This window comes from Pseudomonas sp. JAI115 (assembly GCF_014200835.1).
Lineage (GTDB): Bacteria > Pseudomonadota > Gammaproteobacteria > Pseudomonadales > Pseudomonadaceae > Aquipseudomonas > Aquipseudomonas putida_A.
Genome location: NZ_JACHCY010000005.1, coordinates 248,991 through 267,052, shown reverse-complemented (window position 1 = coordinate 267,052; position 18,062 = coordinate 248,991). Strand labels below are relative to the sequence as shown.

The window sequence follows — 18,062 nt, the reverse complement described above, 5'->3', positions numbered from 1 at the left end:
GTTGCGGGTATTGCTGATCAAGACTTCATCGCTGGGCGACGTGATTCACGCGTTGCCGGCGCTGACCGACGCGGCCCGGGCCATTCCCGGGATCAAGTTCGACTGGGTGGTGGAAGAAGGCTTCGCCGAGATCCCGACCTGGCACCCGGCCGTCGGCAAGGTGATTCCGGTGGCGATCCGCCGCTGGCGCAAAAACCTCTGGCAGACCATCAAGAGCGGCGAGTGGAAGCACTTCAAGCAGTCCGTTCGAGCGAACAAATATGACCTGGTGATCGACGCTCAGGGCCTGCTGAAAAGCGCCTGGCTGACCCGCTACGTCAAAGCCCCGGTGGCCGGCCTCGACAAAGGCTCGGCGCGCGAGCCGATCGCTGCACGTTTCTACGACCGCAAACTGGCGGTGGCCCGTGGGCAACACGCCGTCGAACGGGTGCGTCAGTTGTTCGCCATCGCCCTTGGTTATGACCTGCCCAAAGGGTTGGGCGACTACGGCCTCAACGTCGAGCGTCTGGTGGAATTGCCGCGCAAGAGCGCGTTCGTGGTGTTCCTGCACGGCACCACGTGGGACACCAAACACTGGCCGGAAGCCTACTGGCGCGAGCTGACCGAGCGGGTCGGCTATCTGGGCGTCGGGGTCAAACTGCCGTGGGGCAACCCGCTGGAGAAGGCCCGTGCCGAACGGATTGCCGCCGGTTTCAAACACGCCGAAGTGCTGCCGAAGCTGAATCTGGCCGGGGTCGGCAAAGTGCTGGCCGGCGCCCAGGCCTGCGTCGCGGTGGACACCGGCCTCGGCCATCTGGCGGCCGCGCTGGACGTGCCGACGATTTCCCTGTTCGGCCCGACCAACCCGGGCCTGACCGGCGCCTACGGCAAGGTGCAGATTCACATGGCCAGTGATTTCCCCTGCGCCCCTTGCCTGCAAAAGAAATGCACTTACCAACCGACCGCGCAGGATGCCCGCCAGTTTGACCTGAAACGCGAGCAGCCCCTGTGCTTCACGCGTGTGAATCCCGAGCGTGTCGCCAGCCGTCTGAGCACGTTGTTAATGGCTGAGGAGCTGCGCTGATGCAATTGGCTTTTGTTCTGTACAAATATTTCCCGTTCGGTGGCTTGCAGCGCGACTTCATGCGCATCGCCCTCGAATGCCAGAAGCGCGGCCATCAGATCCGTGTCTATACGCTGATCTGGGAAGGCGACGTGCCGCCCGGTTTCGAAGTGCTGGTGGCGCCGGTCAAGGCGTTCTTCAATCATCGGCGCAACGAAAAACTCACGGCGTGGATGGAAGCGGATCTGGCCAAGCGTCCGGTGGACCGCTTGATCGGCTTCAACAAGATGCCGGGGCTGGACGTCTACTACGCCGCCGACGGCTGCTTCGAAGACAAGGCGCAGAACCTGCGCCATTCGCTGTACCGCCGCTGGGGCCGCTACCGCCACTTCGCCGAGTACGAGCGCGCGGTGTTCGCCAAAGACGCGAAAACCGAAGTGCTGATGATTTCCGAAGTGCAGCAGCCGCTGTTCATCAAGCACTACGACACGCCGCTGGAGCGCTTCCACCTGCTGCCACCGGGTATCGCCCAGGATCGTCGCCGGCCGGCGGATGCCGACCAGATTCGCGCCGGTTTCCGCGCCGAATTCAACCTCAGGGACGACGAACTGCTGCTGGTGCAGATCGGCTCCGGGTTCAAGACCAAGGGCGTCGATCGCAGCCTCAAGGCGCTGGCTGCACTGCCCGCCGAGCTGAAGAAGCGCACCCGGCTGTTTGTAATCGGCCAGGATGACCCCAAATTGTTCCAGATGCAGAGTACGACTTTGGGCCTGGGCGACAACGTGACCTTCCTCAAGGGTCGCAGCGATATTCCGCGGTTCCTGCTCGGCGCCGACCTGTTGATCCACCCGGCGTACAACGAAAACACCGGCACAGTATTGCTCGAAGCGCTGGTCGCCGGGTTGCCGGTGCTGGTCAGCGCGGTCTGCGGTTACGCCCATTACATTGCCGAGGCGGACGCCGGGCGAGTGCTGGACGAGCCGTTCGATCAGGCGCAACTGACGCAGTACCTGACTGACATGTTGAATGACGACGCTGCACGCGCGGCCTGGAGCCGCAATGGTCTGGCTTTCGCCGAGACGGCCGACCTCTACAGCATGCCGCAGCACGCGGCCGATGTGATTCTGGCGGAGCACGCTTAAATGAAGTTGATGCTGGCTGAACCGTTCAAGAGCCTTTGGGCCGGGCGCGACCCGTTCGCCGAAGTCGAAGGCTTGCAGGGCGAAGTCTACCGCGAGCTGGAAGCTCGACGGACTCTGCGCACGGAAGTCGACGGCAACGGATTTTTCGTCAAGATCCACCGGGGCATCGGCTGGGGCGAGATTTTCAAGAACCTGCTGACCGCCAAGCTGCCGGTGCTTGGCGCAGGTCAGGAGTGGAAGGCAATCCAGCGTCTGCAGGAAGTCGGCGTGCCGACCATGACCGCCGTGGCTTACGGCGAGAAGGGCAGCAACCCGGCCGATCAGCATTCGTTCATCGTCACCGAAGAGCTGGCGCCGACCATCAGCCTCGAAGACTTCAGCATCGATTGGGTCAAGAACCCGCCGCAGCCGAAACTCAAGCGCGCGCTGATCGCTGAAGTGGCGCGCATGACCGGCATGATGCACCGCGCCGGGGTCAACCACCGCGACTGCTACATCTGCCACTTTCTGTTGCACACCGACAAGCCGATCACCCCGGACGATTTCAAGCTCTCGGTGATCGACCTGCACCGCGCCCAGACTCGCCCAAGAATTACTCAACGCTGGCGCAACAAGGACCTGGCCGCGCTGTATTTCTCGGCACTGGACATCGGCCTGACCCGACGCGACAAGCTGCGTTTCCTCAAAGGCTACTTCCAGCAGCCGCTACGCCAGATCCTCGCCGAAGAAGCGCCGTTGCTCAGCTGGCTCGAAGGCAAGGCCAACAAGCTTTATGCGCGCAAACAGCGTTACGGGGATGCGCTCTGATGGCGGGTTGGACGCTTGAACCGCAATACAGCGAACTGGCCGAAGATTTCGGCAGCCTCGAAGCGGTGTTTGCCCTGCAGGGCGAACGTCTGACCCGTGATCCGCTGTCCGAAGTCATCCGCGTGCAGCGCAACGGCGTGAATTACTACGTCAAACGCTACGTCGGCGCCGGTAAAGGCTTGCGCCGTTACCTGGGTAAGCCACGGGTGAAGATGGAGTGGCAGAACCTCAAGCGCTTCGCCAAGTGGGGTATTCCCACCGCCGAAGTGGTGGCCTGGGGCCTGGAGCGACGTGGCGCGGCCTATGCCCGTGGCGCGATGATCACCCGCGAGCTGCCGCGCACCGAAGACCTGTCGGCGCTGGCCGAACGCAACGATCCGAAACTCAAGGATCGTCTGTGGGTCGATGGCATCAGCCGCCAACTGGCCGGCTACACCCGAACCATGCACGACCACCGCTTTACCCATAACGATCTGAAATGGCGCAACCTGCTGATCGACGATCAGGCGCAGCTGTTTCTGATCGACTGCCCGAACGGCGATTTCTGGCGCGGCTTCTGGCTCAAGTACCGGATCACCAAGGATCTGGCCTGTCTCGACAAGGTGGCCAAGTATCACCTGTCGAACACCCAGCGCCTGCGCTTCTACCTGCAATACCGCGGACGTGATCGGCTGAATGCCGCCGACAAGAAACGGATTCGCCATGTGGTGAGATTTTTCGAGGGACGCGAATGACTGATTTCCTGGCCGCTGAAGACCGGGCGCTGCTTGAGCGTCATGGCCTCGGCACTTTCGACGCGCTCTGGGCCAAACAGCTCGAAGCCGTGGACGAACCGAACACCGATGGCGGTGGCTGGAGCAGCGTGTTTCGCCTGGAGCTGGAAGGGCAGGCCTACTACCTCAAGCGCCAGAGCAACTACCTGACCCGCACCCTGCATGCGCCGTTCGGCGAGCCGAGTTTCGCCCGCGAGTTTCGCAATATCAGCCGCTACAACAAGTTGGGGATCCCGGCGCTGCAAGCGGCGTTCTTCGGTGCGCGCAAGGTCAAGGGCGAAGTCCAGGCGATCCTGCTGACTCGTGCCCTCGACGGCTGGGATGATCTCGACTCGTTGCTGCAACGCTGGTCCGAGCTGAGCACCGCGCAGCAATCGGCCATTCTCCAGGCCTGTGGACAACTGGCGCGCCGGCTGCACGGCGTGCGTCAGGTACACGGCTGCTTTTATCCGAAACACATCTTTTTGCAGGCTGATGGCGACGCGTATAAGGCGCAGTTGATCGACCTGGAAAAGACCCGACCCCTGCTGTTCGGCATGCGCGACCGGGTCAAGGATCTGGAGCCGCTGCTGCGTCGCGCCCCGGAATGGAGCGAAGCGCAATTGCGCGAGTTGCTCGCGGCCTATCTCGATCAGCCAGTCGACAGTTCGCTGGTCGACAGCTGGGTGACGCGCCTGACTGCGCGGCGCAGTCGCAAGGAGACCCGTTGATGCGCTTGTCCGAACTGAAAAACGCCGGACGTGCGCCGAGTCTGCCGCTGACGATCAGCCTGGCCGACGCGGCCGGTCCTGCGGATTTGCAGTTGTTGAGCTTGCTGCGGGTGCTGCCGGGGCAGCGCTATGTCGGTGCCGGGGTCTGGCGCGGGCGGCCGGTGCTGGCCAAATTACTGGTGGGCAGCAAGGCGGCGCGGCATTTTCAGCGCGAACTGGCGGGCGTCAAGTTGCTCGCCGAACAAGGTCTGACCACGCCACTGTTGCTGGCTGATGGCTTGCAGGACGGCGAGGGTGGCTGGCTGTTGTTCGAATTTCTCGAAGGTGCCGAAAGCCTCGGTGAGGCCTGGCAGAAAGTCGAATCGCTGCCAGTGCTGGCGGACGAACAATCGGCGGTACTCGCCGAGGCGCTGGGCGCTATCGGTCAACTGCATGGCAAAGGCCTGTGGCAGGAAGATCTGCACCTCGACAACCTGCTGCGCCAGGGCGGTCAGTTGTACCTGATCGATGGCGCCGGGATCTGCGCCGAGACCGCTGGCCAGCCGCTGTCGCGGCAGAAAGTGCTGGAAAACCTCGGGGTGTTTTTCGCCCAGTTGCCCAAGTCGCTGGAGCCGTTCACCGAAGAATTGCTGGTGTATTACCTGCTGAGCAACAGCGAGCACGCGTTGCCGCTGGAAGCCTTGCAGAAGCAGATCGCCAAGGTGCGCGCCTGGCGCCTGAAGGATTACCTGATCAAGGTGGGCCGCGAGTGCACGTTGTTCAGTGTGCAGCGCGGTGCGTTCGGCTTGCGGGCGATCCGTCGCGAGGAAGAAGCGGCGATGCTCCCGGTGCTGGATCAGGCCGATGCGCTGCTCGATCAGGGCCATCTGTACAAGACCGGCGGCGCGGCGAGTGTCGGCAAGGTCGAAGTGGCCGGGCGTACGCTGGTGATCAAGCGCTACAACATCAAAGGCTTTGCGCACTGGCTCAAGCGCTTCTGGCGCCCGAGCCGCGCGTGGCATTCGTGGCGTGAAGGCAATCGCCTGGCGTTCCTCGGCATCGCCACGCCGAAACCGCTGGCGGTGCTGGAAAAGCGTTTTTTATGGTTGCGCAGCCGTGCTTATCTGGTGACCGAGTTCCTGCCGGGGCCGGACATCATCGAGCGCTTTGCGCCGTATGTGGAAAGCGGTGCGGCGCCGGAATCCGAGTTGCAGGCGCTGGATCAATTGTTCGCACGGTTGATTGCCGAGCGCATCAGCCATGGCGACTTCAAGGGGCATAACCTGTTCTGGCAGGAAGATCGCTGGGCGTTGATCGACCTGGATTCGATGTGTCAGCACGGCTCTGTCGGAAGTTTCGCAGCGGCCTATGCGCGGGATCGGGCACGGTTCATGCGCAACTGGCCCGAGAGCAGCGCGCTGTATCAGGTGATCGATCAGCGGTTGCCCAAGGACATCTCCAGCGCGGCCTGAGCCGCCTTCGCCAGTAGGCTGGCTCCCACATGGGATAGCATTCCCCTGTAGGAGTGAGCCTGCTCGCAACAGGGCTTTAAAGCCCCAAAAAACTCCCGTTGAGCAATAGCGGACAAACTGCACTGACTTGTCCTACAGCTTCTCCAGAAGCCATGAACTGTGCCCGCTCCAGCCCCGATGCTAGCTTGCCCTGACCACTTCGGAGGGCAAGACTTGACCATCAAAAACGCTTTAACACTCAGCACCTGCGCATGGCTTTTATCCGGCTGCGGCACCGCCGCCTCGGTCCTGCAAATGGACGCTGACGTCGCCCGCGACATGCGCAAACAGAAAACCTACTGCCAATCGATTCCACGGATCTACAGCGGTCTGGCGTTCGACTTCTGTGTGCTCCACGCGCCCCCTGACCCCTCCGGCGTCCTGGTGCCATTCGTGTTGCTGGACCTGCCATTGTCCGGGGTGCTGGATACGGTGGTGTTGCCGTATACGATTTATCAACAGGTCGTGGATGGCAATATCGGCATCTATTGGCGAACAGATCGCGGGTAACTTTTTTTGCAATTTTCTCTGTTTGAAAACCAGAGCGAGTCGCAAGCGATTGTTGAAGCGGCAGCGCTCTTGTATCCGTCCGGGAGATACAGCGACTACATCGTCTATGTTGATGAAAGCGGTGATCAAGGGATGCAGAAGCTGGATCCCTATTACCCTATATTCGTGCTTGCTTTTTGCGTCTTTCAAAAAAGGCATTACTGCGAAAAGGTCATTCCGGCTGTCCAGAAATTCAAGTTCAACCATATGGGGCACGATCTGATCGTGCTGCATGAGCTGGAGATTCGAAAAGAAAAAGGAGCGTTCTCCAGCCTGTTCACTTCGAGAGTGCACAAGCATGCCTTTCTCGACGAATTGACCGGCATTATCGAGGCCATCAATTTTGTCCTGATCAGTTGCGTTATCGACAAGGCCTTGCTGCGCGAAAAGCAGGCATCTGCGGACAACCCCTACCACTTGGCTCTCGGCTTCTGTCTGGAAACGCTGCATGAGTTTTTGCAGGAAAAGCATCAACATAAAGTGTTAACGCATGTGATTTTCGAGCGGCGAGGCAAGCGGGAGGATAACGAGCTTGAGCTGGAGTTTCGCAGGGTTTGTGGCGGGTCTAACCGATTGGGGGTTCAACTGCCGTTTGACATCGTCTTCGCCACAAAACAAGTCAATTCCACCGGATTGCAGCTGGCTGATCTTGTTGCAAGGCCGATCGGCATGAGTGTTTTGAGGGCGGGTCAGGAAAATCGCGCGTTTGATGTGCTCAGGCGCAAGTTCTATTGCAGCGGTGGGCGGAATAAAGTTGGGAAAGGTTTCGAGAATTGGGGGTTGAAGGTTTTCCCTCCCCCAGAAAGCGAAAAGCCCCGGTGATCTCACCGAGGCATTAGCGCCGACCGGGATCCCCCAGCCCATTTGCACGGAAGTCTATGTTGAGAGGCTCGGGAGTGTCAACGCAAAGGCCGGCCAGTTCCGCTAGAGGCTTGTCGGCGCTTTTACGCTATAATCCCGCCCTTTAGCTGTCTCTCGCCCGGTGCGAGGGCACATCAATTTTCAAGGCGCATCGCGCCTGAATGCAGACTAAAGAGGCTAGACCCTGTGGCATTGACGATTCTTGGCCTGTCCGGCGCCCTTAGCCATGACCCTTCAGCCGCCTTGTACATCGACGGCAAGCTGGTGGCGGCGGCTGAAGAAGAGCGCTTCGTCCGCGATAAGCATGCAAAGAACCGCATGCCCTACGAATCGGCGAAGTTCTGCCTGGAACAGGCCGGTATCAAGCCGTCCGACGTTGACGTGGTGGCGATTCCGTTCGCCCCGATCAGCCTGTTCGGCAAGGCCCGCTGGCACTACGCCAAGCGCTACTGGTACGCGCCGGATCGCGCCCTCGATGCGATCCTGATGGGCAACCGTCGCTACAAGCGCTATCGCAACAAGATCGTCTGGTGCCTGGAGCAACTGGGTTTTGATCCGAAGAAGATCAAGATCGAGCCGGTCGAGCACCACCTCGCTCACGCCTCCAGCGCCTACCACTGCTCGGGTTTCAAAGAGAAAACCGCGATCCTCGGCATCGACGGCAAGGGCGAGTACGCCACGACCTTCTTCGGTTATGGCGAAAACGGCAAGATCCACAAGATCAAGGAATTCTTCGATCCGGACTCCCTCGGCGGCCTGTACGGCGCGATCACCGAGTTCCTCGGTTTCGAGATGCTCGACGGCGAGTTCAAGGTCATGGGCATGGCGCCGTACGGCGACGCCAGCAAATATGACTTCTCGCGTCTGGCCTCGTTCGAGAACGGCGAACTGGTGATCAACACCGACTACGCCAACGTGATCGGCCTGCGTCGCTATAAAGAGAAGGGCAAAGGCTTCTACTTCTCGCCGAAGCTGATCGAGTGGCTGGGTCCGAAGCGTGAAGGCGATATCGCCGACGAACCGTACATCCACTACGCCGCCAGCATGCAAGCGCTGTTCGAGAAACTGGCGTTGCAGATGATCGATTACTACCTGGGCGATGTGCTCAAGGAAACCGGCAAGCTGGCCTTCGCCGGTGGCTGCGCGCTGAACGTCAAGCTGAACCAGAAAGTCATCGCCCGCGATGACATCAAGGAACTGTTCGTCCAGCCTGCGTCCGGCGATGCCGGCACCGCGGTCGGCGCAGCAGCCTATGTGTCCCACGCCCGTGGCGTGCCGGTCGAGAAGATGGAACACGTCTACCTCGGCCCGTCGTACAGCAACGAAGACGTGATCGCCGCGTGCGCCCGTCACGAGAACAAGCCGACCTGGCGCAAGCTCGACAACATGCCGGAGCAGATCGCCAAAATCATGGTCGATGGCAACCCGGTGGCCTGGTTCCAGGGCCGCATGGAATTCGGTCCGCGTGCGCTCGGTGGTCGTTCGATCATCGGTTGCCCGAGCGTGGCCGGTGTGGCTGACCGCATCAACCACCAGATCAAGTTCCGCGAGCGCTGGAGGCCTTTCTGCCCGTCGATGCTCGACACCGTTGCACCGCAGATGATCAAGATCGATCACCCGGCGCCGTTCATGACCTTCACTTTCGAAGTGGCGGAAGAGTGGAAGACCCGCGTGCCGGAAGTTGTTCACGAAGACGGCACTTCCCGGGCCCAGGTCCTCAAGCGCGAATACAACCCGCGCTACTACGACATGATGAAGGCGCTGGAAAACCTCACCGGCAACGGCGTGTCGCTGAACACCTCGCTGAACCGTCGTGGTGAACCGATGATCTGCTCGCCGACCGACGCCCTGAACATGTTCTTCGGCTCCGATCTGCAGTACCTGATCATGGAAGACATTCTGGTGGTCAAAGAGGGCGCAAACGCTTATGACTCGCTCGGCTGAACGCCATGTGCTGCAGTTCTGTCACGGCTATGACGGGCCGTTCCTCGACTGCGCACGGCAGTACGCCAGCCTGTTCGCGGGCACCGGTTATCGGGTGACCACGGTCTTTCTGACCGGGGCCGCCGATAGCGAGGTGGCCGCAGCGTGTGCTTCCGATGAAGTGTTGTTCATGGAATACAGCTCCAAGGCCATTCGTGGCCTGAAGCTGGGCGCCATCGGTGATCTGCGCAAGATCGCCGCTTCACGCAATTTCAGTTTCTGCATCGCCCATCGCTTCAAGCCGATCTACATCGCCTTGCTCGGCACGTCGCTGCCGGTGATTGGCGTGCACCACGCGTTTGACGATTACAAACGTGGCACGCGCAAGCTGTTCGCGCACATTTTCCGCAAGCGTTTGAGTCTGCTCGGCGTCTCCGATGCCGTGCGCGACGACATGCGGCGCTGCCTGCCGAAATGGCCGTCCACTCGCATCCAGACCTTGTACAACCGCATCGATGTGCCGGCCTTGCAGGCCAGTCAGGTGTCGGCCCGCGAGGCCCGCGAGACCCTCGGTCTGGCGGCGGATGCGTTCATTGTCGGCAACGTCGGACGGCTGCACCCGGACAAGGATCAGGCCACCTTGCTGCACGGTTTTGCCGCGGCGTTACCCGGTCTGCCGGGCAACAGTCAGCTGGTGATTCTCGGCAAGGGCCGTCTGGAACAGGATCTCAAGGAGCTGGCGCGCGAACTGGGCATCGGTGATCGGGTGTTGTTTCTCGGTCAGGTGCCGGACGCGCGCAATTACTTCCGCGCCTTCGATGTGTTTGCCCTGAGCTCCGATCACGAACCGTTCGGCATGGTGCTGCTGGAGGCCATGGCGGCCGGCGTGCCTTTGCTCGCCACGGCCTGTGGCGGGGCCAAGGAAGTGGTCGAAGGTGTGGGGATTCTGTTCCCGCTGGGCGATGCCGAACACCTTGCACAAGGCCTGCAACATTTGGCCGGTATGGATGATCAGCAACGCCGGCAGTGCGCCGAGCTGATGCTCGATCGCCTGCGTGAGCGTTTCTCCGACCGTGCGGTGCGCGACACCTTCTGGCGTCTGCCGCAAGTTACCGATCTGGCACCGAGGGGCTGATGCTCAACCGATTTCAAGGCTGGCGCGAACGTGGCTGGTCGCCCGTTGACGCCTCCACCTATGCCACCGTCTGGCAGCGTTTTGGCGGCAGCGTCGCGACACATCCTATGGTGGTCGAACGTCTGGCGGATCTGGCCGGCATCCCGGTGCGTTATCTGGCGTGGGAGCAGGACGGCGAAGTCAAAGCGGCGATCCCGACCTGGGGCCGCGATCTGGCATTGTCCAAAGACGTGCTCAAGCGCAATGGCAAGAAAGGTCTGTTCGACCTCGGCAATGCCGAGCTGATCCTGCCGGCCGCGGTCGATGCCCAGGCACCCCTGCGCCATCGCGCACGCTATCTGTCGGTGCTCAACGAAAACCGCTTCAGCGGCCTCAAGTTGCAGACCGAACAATTGGCCATGGCCCGCACCCCTGAAGAGCTGTCGAAGAAGTTTCGCTACAACCAGCGCCGCGAACTGCGCCTGCTGGAAGAGGCGGGCGGCGTGGTACGTCCGGTTGCCGAGTTCTCCAGTGCCGAACTGGCGGCGATCTACTGTGATCTGTTCCAGCGCCGCTGGGGCTTCCCGGCCACCGGCGCGGCGCGCATGGCCGAAGTCATCGAGCTGCTGCGCGAACTGCTGATTGGCTCGGTGATTTTTCTCAACGATGCGCCGATCGCCATTCAACTGGTGTACCGCGTCGAAGCGCCGGAGTGGATCAGCGTCGAGTACATCAACGGCGGCGTCGACCCCGAAACCCGCGAATTCAGCCCCGGTAGCGTGTTGAGCTTCCTCAATACGCAAAGTGCCTGGGAACACGCGCGCGCCCTGAACAAGCCGCTGCGGTTTTCCTTCGGTCGCGCCGACCGTGAATACAAGGATCGCTGGTGCAATCCTGTGCCGGTGTTCACCGTATGAGTCAGCCCATGAGCCGCAAACAGCAACTGCTCAAGCGTCATCGTCGCAATAAACGCATTACCTTGCTGATCGCCCTGAGCGTGTTGATCGCGCTCGGTGTGCTGGTCGCGTGGTGGTTGCCGCTGGTGCTCGCGGTGGTTGGCTGGGTCGCCCATGAAGCGTGGTTTGCCGATCACCTGTTCTATTCGCCGAAAGACGATTATCAGTACAGCTTTCCGCCGTTTACACCGCAGCCGAAGGTGCATTTGAGCGGCGAGCAATTGCGCCTGGATGAAGGTGTGATGCTGGTCGACGAAGCGACGTTGATCCTCGCGGTAAAGGTCAAAAGCACTTGGCTGGGACGCTTCTTTGATCCGCGCGTCGAACTGCTCGGCGGGACGCATCCGGATGCGCAAACCTTCGAGCGCGGGGTCAATGGCCTGCGTTACCTGAACCTCAGCGGTCAGGCGCAAGCTCTGGCGCAAGGCCAGTTGCGCTTGCGCGGGCGCTTCTGCCGAGTGACAGGTGAGCCGCTGCTGTGGGCGCTGGAGCAACCGGACTACCGCCGTCAGCGGGTGATGGTGATCGCCCCGCACGCCGACGATGCCGAGTTGGCTGCCTATGGCTTGTACAGTCAGGCCGACGAAGCCTGGATCGTCACCCTGACCGCAGGTGAGATCGAAGCCGAACACTATCAACAGATGGGCATGAACAAGGTCGAGGCCGCGCGGCTCAAGGGCCGTCTGCGTGCCTGGGACAGCCTCGCCGTGCCGCGTTGGGCCGGTGTGCCGCAGGAACACTGCGTGCAACTCGGTTACTTTTGCCTGCAACTGGCGGCGATGCAGGCCGCGCCGAATCAGGCGGTGGGCTCGCGCGAAGCCGACCTGAACGACACGCGCCTGTTTCGCCAGTTGAATCCGTTCACTCTGCCGGGCGATGCCGACGGCGCGCCGACCTGGAACAACCTGCTGGCCGACCTGCGTGAAGTGCTGTTGCGCGCGCGTCCAGAGGTGATCGTGCTGCCGCATCCGACCCTCGATCCGCACCCTGACCATATCTGCGCCCAGCAAGCGATTTTGCAGGCGCTCCAAGGCCTCGACTGGCAGCCGACGCTGCTCGGTTACGCCAACCACTTGCACGACAACGACCGCTGGCCGATGGGCAACACCGGGCAGGGCATTGCCTTGCCGCCGGCCTTCGATTCGGCGGTGCCGATGCAGCCGCTGTGCCTGCCACTGTCCATCGAGCTGCAACGGGACAAGGCCATGGCGCTGGGCATGATGCATGACCTGCAGCCGCCGGCACCGTTCAAGCGTCGCCTGCGCCGGGTTATCCAGCGTGTGCTCGCCGGGCGGGCTGGGTCGGTGTACGGCGAAAACGAATTTTTTCGAAAAGCAGTCAGGCGCCAGGAGTTGTTCTGGCTACTGAAGCACGGTGAGACAGGCGTCCAGCGGGGAGAGTCATGAGTCAACGGTTCAAGGTGTTGCAGCTGCAACCCGACTACAACGTCAAAGCCCATGACTTTGCCGACCTCGCCGAGCAGATCGTCAAGGCGCTGCCGAGCGATCGCTATGAGATCACCGCGGCTTTCCTGCGCGGCAAACCGGGGCCGGGCGAGCCGGTGAGCCGGGCCGACCATTCGGTGTACTTCGAGTTTTCCGACAAGTCGCTCAAGGGCATGCGCCTGCGGGCGATGTGGCAGTTGTACAAGTTCTGCCGCCGGGAAAAGTTCGACGTGGTGATCTGCAACCGCTTCAAACCGGTGAACATGATGCTGGCGCTCAACCGCTGGTTGAAGGTGCCGCTGTGCATTGGCATCTCCCACGGTTTCGGCGAGTACGATCGCTTTTACCGGCGTCGTCAGACTCAGCGTCTGATCGATCGGCACTGGCGCTTCGTCGGCGTGTCGCCGGCGGTCAAACAGTACCTGCTCGATTGCGATTGCGGCTTTACCGACCAGAACACCTACGCCATTACCAATGCCATCGACATCGAGCAGGCCGAGGGCTTGCAGCACAGCCGCGAAAAAGCTCGCGAGTTGTTGGGTCTCGACCCGAATGTGCGTTTGATCGGTGCGTTGGGGCGGCTGGTGTCGGTCAAGGGCCACACCTATCTGCTGCAAGCCTTTGCCGCACTGAAGGACAAATACCCGAACACCCAGTTGGCGATCATCGGTGCCGGGCGCTTGCAGGCACCGCTGGCTGCCGAGATCGAGCAACTGGGCCTGAGCGGTCGCGCGCACCTGCTGGGCTTCAAGGAAAACGCTCTGCAATACGTGCGTGCGTTCGACATCTGGACCATGCCGTCGCTGGCCGAAGGCCTGGGCCTGGCCTTGCTCGAAGGCATGAGCGGCCATTTGCCGGTGATCGCTTCGAACGTGCCGGCAATGTTGCCGCTGATCGAAGGTGCCGGTGGTCTGGCGATCACGCCCAAGGACGTGCCGAGTCTGGTCGCCGCGCTGGATAACTATCTGGCGCTGTCGGACGACGAGCTCAAGGCCAAGGGCGAACAGGCCTACCGTTATCTGCAGGAACAACACGACATCGAGGTGTTCCGTCAGGAATATCTGGACCTGATCGATTCCGGCCTGGAGCAGGCCCGCAAGGAGCAGCCGTGAGCGAAGAACAAGTCATGAGCGAAGCCAACGCCCTCGTCACCGTGATCATCGCCTCGTACAACCACGGCCCGTACATTGAGGAAAGCATCCTCAGTGTCCTCAACCAGAGCTACAAGAACATCGAGTTGCTGGTGGTCGATGACGGTTCGAAGGACGACAGCGTCGAGCGCATCAGCGCGTTGCAGGCGCAGTACGGCTTCGATTTCCGTGTGCAGCAGAATCAGGGCCTGACCAATACCCTCAACGGCGCTATCGCCCGTTCGAAGGGCAGCCTGATTGTGCCGTTCGGCTCCGACGACATCATGTACCCCGAACGTATTGCCACCCAGGTGGCGTACATGGACGGCAAGCCTGAAGTCGGGATCTGTGCCGGCAATATCGAGCTGATGCACGCCGACGGCAGTCTTTACCCGGAGAAACGTCAGCGCCGCGACGTGCCGTTTCGCCGCCTCGATTTCGACGACATGTTTCTTGAACGCAAGCCGTATCCGCCAGCACCGACGTTGATGATCCGTCGTGAGGCGCTGGAGAAGGTGGGAGGGTTCGATCCGACGATTCGTCTTGAAGACCTGTACATCGAACTGAAGGTGACCCGTGCTGGCTACTTCATCGACGGTTTGAACGTGGTGATGGCGCGCTACCGCAAGCACGCCACCAACTCGTACAAGAATCATCGCTTCATGATCGAGAACATCCTGCGCACTTATGCGCTGTTCAGCGATCATCCGCTGTACGACGAAGTGCGCTTCAAGGCGCTGAACTCGATGTTCCTCAAGACCGCCAATCGCAATCGCAAGCTGGCAAGGGAGCTGCTGGCGCAGATCCCGTTCAAGGCCTGGAACAAGAAGACCTGGCGCGGACTGGGGCGTCTGCTCTTTTCCCCGCTGGAAAAGGACTGAGGCAGCGGTCGCTCGCGCTCAGCGGGCGACCTTCTCCGGCAAGCGCTTTTCGCCCTTCTGACGCTGGCGCAGCCAATGCACAACCTTCTTGCCGGCAGCCATGCCCGGCTGCTCGATATAGAGGAACGTCGCGCTGCTGATCAGAATCAGCAAGCAGGTGCAGACGGCCACCAGGGGCAGGTACACCGCCGTTTCCCGCGCATCGATATTCAGCAGCAGCGGCAGCCGTTGCACCATCAGCCACAGCACGAACCCGTGCAGCAGATAGGTGCTGTAGCTGATCTCGCCGAGCCAGCGAATGCTGCGTGGTTTCAGCGCGCCGAACAGATTATTGCCGGACGCGACGATCACGAAAAACAGTCCCAGCAGAAACAGCGGTGCAGTCTTGAATGCCCGACTGAACGCGGTGAACGCAATCACCAGCGCGAGCACGGCGATGATGCTCGCCAGGCGTGACTGGCTCCATGCCACGAGCGCCGGCCGGCGAATCCAGTAGGCGGCGGCGATGCCACCGAGGAAGCTCGCCAGAAAGTGTTTCTTCAGCGAATGTTCCCAGCCGATGACCTGGTACAGCGTGTAGATGCCGATCAGGCACAGCACCACCTGCAACCAGCTGCCGCGGTAGATGAACACCAGCCCGGCCAATGGCAACGCCATGTAGAAAAACACCTCATAGGCCAGCGTCCAGGTGACGTTGGATATCAGCATGCCGGAGTGGCGGTACTGGTTGATGTCCGGGCGGTCGAACGTCAGCCAGGCGAGGATCTGTTTGAACAGCTCCAGGCCAGGCTCCTTCATTTGCCAGCCCTGCAAGTGGAAGATCGAGACGAACACCAGCAGCATCAGCGGCAGATAAAGCGGATACAGGCGAAATACCCGTGACACGCCGAAGGCCAGCCAGTCATGGTTGCGTCCCTGCGCGAGCAGGCGGCTCCAGAACAGAAAACCGGTGATCATGAAGAACAGCGCGACGCTGCCCTGACCGAGCATCGAATAGAAGTTGCTCGGCGGAAAGTCGATCACCCCGGTGCGCAAGAAGATCCAGGTAATGACCGAGTGGTGCACGAACACACCAAACGCCAGATAGCCACGCAGGCCGTCGATGCTGGCATATCGACTTTCGCCGGAATGCTGCAGGTGCCGAGCGATTTTCGGCACCGCGCGCAACAGCAGGGCGGAAGTGACGATTGCCAGCAGATAGGCTGCCAGCGCGATAAGCGGATTGGTTTCGATCATCAATGAACCCGAGCCGGGGTGTTGCCGGCCAGCACTTGCCTGTGCAGATTTTCAACCGCGGATTTAGACGCCGTCATGGCGTACCCCTGGAGCAACGCATCGAGGTGATCCTCGAACAGCCAGCGTTTGTCGACAGTGTAACGTTGCATATGACGCAAATTGCGTTGGCGCAGGGAAAGACTGAGCGGGGTAGGGTAGATGCGCAGGTCGGCCAGATCGATCAAGCCGAACTCGCCGTCTTCCAGTACCAGTACGTTGCCCAGGTGCAGCGAGCGGAAATAAACGCCTTTCTCGTGCAGTTGCGCCATGAATTTGCCAAAGCGCTCCACCAGCGCCTGGCGCACCGCAGGAGCGGTAATGCTCTGCAACACCTGACGCAGCGTGTGCCCCGGCAACGGCGCGTAATGCACAGCGCTGCTGCCATCGTCGAGACGGTACAGATTCAATATTTGCGGGGTCGGGATGCCCATCTGACGCAGTTGTTCGCTGTTGACCGCGAAACGTTCGGAGTAGGGATTGAAGCTGCCGGAGGTGTACCAGCGGCGACGGCGGAACAGCTTGAGGAAACTGCCGTCGGTCAGGCGCAGGACTTTCGGGCCGAGGCCATCTTCTTCAATGATCTGGGCCGTGCTGCTCATGTGCTCCAGGTCAGCGGTCGCAAGCTTTTGCACCGGCTGGGTCAACAGGCGCCGCGCGCGTTGATTGATGCTCAGCGCCGCGATCAGTGCCAGCGGGATCCACAACAGGAACCAGTGTTCCTTGGGCCGCGAAATGATCCCGCCGCCTTCGGTCAGCCCGGCGCCGATACCGAATACCAGCCAGGTCGAGGCAATGATCAGCAGTGGCTGCACACGCTGGCGCCAACTGCTCAGCAGGCCCCACAGCAGGAAGAACAGCCAGGGCAGCAAGCCGATGATGCCGACGTAATACAGCACACCCAGGATAAAGCTGTGCGGCTCCTGAAAGCTGATGCCGTTACCGGGGTCTACGGCAAGGCTGGCACTGTAGCCATGACCGATCCATGGATGATCGGCAATCATGTGCAGTACCTTCTGCCAGATTTCCAGACGATAGGAGTCGCCACGTTCGGTGATCATCTGCGAAAACTGCGTAATGACTGCTACGCCGCTCAGGACCAGCGCGATCAGTAACCCCACCGAGCGCTTGTTCCAGCAGATGAAACACAGCCACAGCGCCGCCATGGTCAGTGCCACCAACGGCGTCCGGGAACCGGTGCCGATCACCGCCATGAACATGATTGCCATCGCCGGCAAGCTGAGCCACATCATCTGGCGACGTTTGCAGGTCATGGTCACGCTCAGCCAGTAGGCGCTGAAGAAGCCGAACAGGTGCGAGCTGAGCAACGGGTTATCGAAGGCACCACCGCCGATCAGGCGCATGCCCGGCTCATAAACCCGGGCGAACATGAACAGGAAAATGGTCGTGGCAATCAGCGCGACCAACGCGGCGCCGAACAGCAAGGGTTGCAGGATGTCGCTGCGGTAGCGCACCAGCAGGTAGCAGCCGGCAAACAGCAGCAAGGTATGCAGTGGCGGCTTGAACATTCCGCCGAGCGGCTCCCCGCCCGGCCCCCAGGCGAGGCTGAGCAACGCCCAGGCGGCGAACAGCAGGGCCGCGATGAAAATCGGCTCGCGCAGCAGCTCCTTGAGTTCGCGCGGGCGCAGGCACAGCGCGATCAGTGTCGGAATACTGAACAGGCCATAGAACAACTTGTGATGCAGACTTCGACCCGGCAAGAAGAACAGCGCGCACAGGAGCAGGAAATAACCGGTGGGAAGAATCCACAGGCTAATGAAATCGAAAATCCGATTGGACGTACTGCTGAAGCCGCGAAGTTGCATGCTGTGAGATTCATTCCTGAGGTTGATCGACCATTCGAGTGATGGCTATTTGATGCAGAAGAGGTGCATAACAATAACAGCCTTTCGCCGATTGCCAGAACCCTGAAGAAGCTGTGCTAAAGTCAGCGTCCTTTTTATCGA

General features: G+C 60.9%; 16 protein-coding genes. 14 read left to right on the top strand and 2 right to left on the bottom strand.

Annotated elements, in window-relative coordinates:
* Position 1 precedes the first annotated feature (1 nt).
* The 14 genes from waaC to HDC30_RS14575 all read left to right on the top strand — a co-directional run bounded on the left by waaC (position 2) and on the right by HDC30_RS14575 (position 14,823).
* Positions 2-1,063: a lipopolysaccharide heptosyltransferase I gene (gene waaC / locus HDC30_RS14640; protein ID WP_183783738.1), complete on the top strand. Its 1,062-nt coding sequence runs from the start codon at positions 2-4 to the stop codon at positions 1,061-1,063.
* Complete coding sequence (locus tag HDC30_RS14635) at positions 1,063-2,184, top strand: glycosyltransferase family 4 protein (protein ID WP_183783736.1); 1,122 nt, start codon at positions 1,063-1,065, stop codon at positions 2,182-2,184. Before waaC ends, HDC30_RS14635 begins: the two co-directional genes overlap by 1 nt.
* Positions 2,185-2,991, top strand: coding sequence for a lipopolysaccharide core heptose(I) kinase RfaP (gene rfaP, locus HDC30_RS14630; protein WP_098966890.1), 807 nt, complete (start codon positions 2,185-2,187; stop codon positions 2,989-2,991). It abuts the gene before it with no gap.
* A complete protein-coding gene (locus HDC30_RS14625; protein ID WP_097087069.1) occupies positions 2,991-3,725 on the top strand; it encodes a lipopolysaccharide kinase InaA family protein in 735 nt (244 codons plus the stop codon). Before rfaP ends, HDC30_RS14625 begins: the two co-directional genes overlap by 1 nt.
* Positions 3,722-4,474, top strand: coding sequence for a lipopolysaccharide kinase InaA family protein (locus tag HDC30_RS14620; protein WP_183783734.1), 753 nt, complete (start codon positions 3,722-3,724; stop codon positions 4,472-4,474). The genes HDC30_RS14625 and HDC30_RS14620 overlap by 4 nt, the downstream gene beginning before the upstream one ends.
* Positions 4,474-5,925 (top strand): lipopolysaccharide kinase InaA family protein, encoded by a 1,452-nt coding sequence (locus HDC30_RS14615; protein WP_183783732.1) that lies wholly within the window; start codon positions 4,474-4,476, stop codon positions 5,923-5,925. Before HDC30_RS14620 ends, HDC30_RS14615 begins: the two co-directional genes overlap by 1 nt.
* Before the next feature lie 213 nt (positions 5,926-6,138).
* Positions 6,139-6,474, top strand: a complete 336-nt coding sequence (locus tag HDC30_RS14610; protein ID WP_096794733.1) for a YceK/YidQ family lipoprotein — start codon at positions 6,139-6,141, stop codon at positions 6,472-6,474.
* 6 nt (positions 6,475-6,480) lie between these two features.
* Positions 6,481-7,335: a DUF3800 domain-containing protein gene (locus HDC30_RS14605; protein ID WP_150369514.1), complete on the top strand. Its 855-nt coding sequence runs from the start codon at positions 6,481-6,483 to the stop codon at positions 7,333-7,335.
* 225 nt (positions 7,336-7,560) lie between these two features.
* Positions 7,561-9,318: a carbamoyltransferase gene (locus HDC30_RS14600; RefSeq protein WP_183783730.1), complete on the top strand. Its 1,758-nt coding sequence runs from the start codon at positions 7,561-7,563 to the stop codon at positions 9,316-9,318.
* On the top strand, positions 9,302-10,432 hold the full coding sequence (locus tag HDC30_RS14595; protein WP_027611372.1) for a glycosyltransferase: 1,131 nt from the start codon (positions 9,302-9,304) through the stop codon (positions 10,430-10,432). The genes HDC30_RS14600 and HDC30_RS14595 overlap by 17 nt, the downstream gene beginning before the upstream one ends.
* The gene (locus HDC30_RS14590; protein ID WP_183783728.1) at positions 10,432-11,328 is read left to right on the top strand and encodes an antimicrobial resistance protein Mig-14; all 897 of its coding nucleotides are present in this window, start codon (positions 10,432-10,434) and stop codon (positions 11,326-11,328) included. The genes HDC30_RS14595 and HDC30_RS14590 overlap by 1 nt, the downstream gene beginning before the upstream one ends.
* Before the next feature lie 8 nt (positions 11,329-11,336).
* Entirely contained in the window at positions 11,337-12,773 is a 1,437-nt protein-coding gene (locus tag HDC30_RS14585) for a PIG-L deacetylase family protein (RefSeq protein WP_096794736.1), read from the top strand.
* Entirely contained in the window at positions 12,770-13,924 is a 1,155-nt protein-coding gene (locus HDC30_RS14580; protein WP_096794737.1) for a glycosyltransferase family 4 protein, read from the top strand. The genes HDC30_RS14585 and HDC30_RS14580 overlap by 4 nt, the downstream gene beginning before the upstream one ends.
* Before the next feature lie 14 nt (positions 13,925-13,938).
* Positions 13,939-14,823: a glycosyltransferase gene (locus HDC30_RS14575; RefSeq protein WP_027611376.1), complete on the top strand. Its 885-nt coding sequence runs from the start codon at positions 13,939-13,941 to the stop codon at positions 14,821-14,823.
* A gap of 18 nt (positions 14,824-14,841) precedes the next feature.
* Here HDC30_RS14575 and HDC30_RS14570 read toward each other — a convergent pair whose 3' ends face one another.
* Both HDC30_RS14570 and HDC30_RS14565 read right to left on the bottom strand, forming a co-directional pair.
* Positions 14,842-16,059: an acyltransferase gene (locus tag HDC30_RS14570; RefSeq protein WP_027611377.1), complete on the bottom strand. Its 1,218-nt coding sequence runs from the start codon at positions 16,057-16,059 to the stop codon at positions 14,842-14,844.
* Entirely contained in the window at positions 16,059-17,921 is a 1,863-nt protein-coding gene (locus tag HDC30_RS14565) for a bifunctional O-antigen ligase/aminoglycoside phosphotransferase family protein (protein WP_097087081.1), read from the bottom strand. Before HDC30_RS14565 ends, HDC30_RS14570 begins: the two co-directional genes overlap by 1 nt.
* Positions 17,922-18,062 lie beyond the last annotated feature (141 nt).